This is a genomic window from Pseudomonas sp. 05T35 (genome assembly GCF_056396605.1).
The window spans coordinates 1-3579 of the sequence record NZ_JBFTLU010000455.1 but is presented as its reverse complement, the minus strand read 5'-3'; the positions used below and the strand labels follow the sequence as shown (position 1 = coordinate 3579).

Genomic DNA, 3579 nt, shown 5'->3' with positions numbered 1-3579 from the left:
GTTCGGGTCAAATGGCAGGTGGCTGTAGAACTGGCGGAACAGTTTGTCGGTGAAGTGGGTGTTTTCGTCGTCCCAGTCGAAGTCGTAGAGCACCAGAGTTTCGTCCATGCGGTCGGCTTCGCCGCTGCTGCTGTAGGCCGGCAGTTGGGTGCCGTGGCCGGAATAGAACAGCACGCGCTCGTCGCCGGCGCGGGCGCCTTCCACCAGCCATTCGAGGCGCTCGACGAAGTTCGCCCGCGTCGCTCGGGCGTCGTGCAGCAACCGAATGTCGCCGGCGTCGTAGCCGCTTTCCTGGAGCATGCGGCTGATCAGGTAGGTGTCGTTGATGCAGCCGTCGAGGCGTGCGCCCGGTTCGGGGTAATCGTTGATGCCGACCACCAGGGCGCGGCGTTTGCGTTGGCCGCTGCGGGACAGGAACGCCGGCACTTCCAGAGCGCTTGCCGCCACCACGTCGCGGGCCAGTTGTGGCCAGAGGCCGGTCTGGCTGGTGGCTGATGACAAGTAGGCTTGCGCTGCGTGATTGAGGTCGAGCAGGTCATCACGCAGCGGCACGCTGAACTCGGTTTGCAGGTCGACCCGCGCCGAGTCTGGCGAGGTGATCGGCCGGGTCAGTAAGCCGTCGTTGGGGTTGTAGAGGTGGAACCAACGGCGAATGCCTCGACCGTTTTCACTCAGGCGCATGACCCGTCCGCCCCACACTTCGCGCATCACCAATGGCAGTGCGATGGGCGAGCCGAAGCTGACGAATACCCGGCCATCGACGAGTTTCAGCGCCGAACCTTTCTTGGCCACCGAACGGCGCAAGGCGTCGTAACCGATCAGGCTGCCCAGCCCTTGGGCGAAGATGATCTGCGGGTTGAACGCGTCGATTTTGTCCAGCAGATGTTGGGTCAGTGCGGTGCGCAATTCGGCGTCTTCGATCCATTGCACGATGGCGCCGACGGTGGTGCGCAGCATCTGATTGACCGGCAGGCCCCAACTGCCGAAATCCTCGTCGGCCTTGCCCCTGGCGTCGTCCCGCAACATGGCCAGGCCGCGGGTGATCTGGGCGAAGTCCGGTCCATCCTTGAGTTGATCATCGAAGGGCAGAAAGTCGATGTCCTGGTCGTCGATGACGCGACCGTTCTGCGCCAGTTGGTTGCGGATCAGCGTGCGCCATTGTTCCTGCCAGTTCGCGTCGGTACTGCCCTGCCCATTGGCGGGCGGCGTGAATCCCACACCCGGCAGGCACAGGACTCGCAGTTGCGCGGGCACAACAGCCGGCACCGCCCCTGCTTGCAAGGTTTTGACGGCAGGCGCACCAACGGCAGCCACCGTTTGACCGTGGGCGGTGGCCATCAAATCCTGCAGGCGCCGCAGTTTCGCTTCCAGGCTGTCGGCACTGGGCGCGGCGGACGTCAGGGCGGCCTGGCCGGGCTCAGCCAGTGCACGGGTGCGGCTGTCGAGGAAACTGCTGACACCTTGGGCGCTGTTTTTCCAGATCTGCTCCGGATCAAGACCATCGAGGTAACCGGTGGCGCTGTCCACCACCTGACGGCTTTGGGTCGCCAGTTGGGACTCGATCAAGGGCAGCCCGGCGCGGCTTGGCACGGCGGTGGCGGCCAGTTTCGGCGCCGGAGCAAGGTTTGCGGCAGTGCGCCAGATCGGCGCGTTGCCGAAGTGCTGGGCCGCGACCACCCTTGCACCTAGTGCACTGCGCGGCAGTTGGAAATGATCGCAGAGAAAGGCCAGCAAACTGGTGTGATCGTAATGTTGCGCCTGGAGGTTGTCGGTCCACGGAATCAGGCCGGGATTGAGCCACGGCGAAGCGAGGATCGCCGGTACGCGGATGCCCAGCCGGGTGAAGGGATTGGGCCATTCGACATCGACCGTTGACCCCGTCGCCACGCAAGTCGGTGGCACCACATGGTCATGGAAGCCGCCGTGCTCGTCGTACAGCAGCACGAACAAGGTTTTGCTCCAGAGGTCAGTGTTGGCCGACAAGGCGTTGAACACCTCGCCGACAAACTGATCGCCAAAGCGCAGGTCTTCCGGTGGATGGTGCGATACGTTGGGCCCGAGTTTACCGTTGAGCAAGCCATAGCTCGGCTCGATCCACGACAGTTCAGGAAGCTTGTTACCAGCGACATCCGACTTGAAGTCGTCGATGCTCATGTGTTGCAAGCCACCTTTGACCAGCGCCGCCAGCGGGATGGCACCGTCGGAATAAATGCGCACGTCGTGGCCCTTGTCGCGCAGCAGCGAAAAAATGCTGTCGCCGCCAAATTGCGCGATCAGGCTTTTGATCCCCGCCAGCACGGTGCCCGTGGACGGCATCAGCAAGTGGCCGTTGCAACTGCCGAGCATGGCGAAAAAACGGTTCGGCCAGGTCGGGCCCGGAACCGAGGCGAACCAGCGGTCGCACACGGTGAAATTGCGCGCCAGCCCCTGGATCGCCGGCAGCGGATCGGCGGCAGGCGTGGCGCCAAACGGGATGTAGTTCATCGCCCGCTGGGCCATGGATTGCGAGTAAGTTTTGTACACCTTCAGATTGTTGCGGGCCTTGTCGTAGGCGTCCTGCGCAAAGCCATCGAGCTTGGGTGCAGTCAGGCTGGTCTTGAGTGACACATCCAGTTGCTTCACMACATCGACGAACTCATGGCCCAGGTCGAAACCTTCGCTGTCCTTGGCCGGTAGCGCCGGTGGCAAAGGCGCGGGCGGCGCCCACAGGGCAAAGTAGTCAGGTGTTTCCGCCGTTTGAGTGATCACCGCCGTGTTGCCACTGGCATCCTTCAGCGGGTTGGTGCTGGGCGCTTTACGGTTGATGCCGTCGCACGCACGGTTGATGCTGGTGTAATCCCCCAGCAGATGATCGAACGAGCGGTTTTCCATCATCAGCACAACGACGTGCTTAATCTCGTCGGGCCAGTTGTTCGCCATGCTGCTCTCCCTGAGTTGATGTGCCCGCTCGCGCTCAGGGCTTGGGCTGTGGGACTGTTTTGCTGCCCGTCAGGCGAATCATCTGGCTCAACATCTTGAACCAGAAGTCGCCGCCCAACGAGGCAGCCAACGCCGCCGTCATGACCCCAAGTAACCAGTAGCCGAACCAGGCGATTTTGTTTGTCTGATCGTGGTGTAAAAAAGCCGGCGGGTTGTTCCAGCCGATAGCGCCCTGAGGCAGCGCCTGCAAACTGCTCAATGCCGAATCGAACTGGCATTGGGCCTTGTCGTCTCGATTCGCACAGAGCTGATCGAACGTAGCGGATGGGTTGTTTGTCACCAGATTGTTGGCCATCTGCATGCCGGCCGCGCGCAACGTGTCATTGCGCACCATGCCTTGCATGAGGTCGAACGCGTTGACGTTGAGCACCAGGCAAATCACCAGCGAGCAGGCCAGCGAGACGACTTTGGCATTACGCCGCATCCAGCCTTCGGCGCGGTCCATGACCGCATTGATCCAGTGCTCCAGTCGGGTCTTGAACGCGCACAGCAGCTCCTGGGCCGTGGTGACTTTGGCCTGGGCCGCCGCAAGCATCGTCGACAGTGCACGGCGCAAGTGCTCGGACGGAACCTGCGCAATGCCCTTGGTCAGGGCTGCAT

Annotated in this window: 2 protein-coding genes; both read right to left on the bottom strand. The window is 62.5% G+C overall.

Annotated elements, in window-relative coordinates; genetic code table 11:
• Window positions 1-2919: alkaline phosphatase family protein (locus AC1DH9_RS25155; protein WP_477808987.1), on the bottom strand; the 2919-nt coding region annotated here is incomplete at its 3' end.
• Between the two features lie 34 nt (window positions 2920-2953).
• On the bottom strand, window positions 2954-3579 hold a 626-nt coding region (locus tag AC1DH9_RS25150), incomplete at its 5' end, for a hypothetical protein (RefSeq protein WP_477808986.1).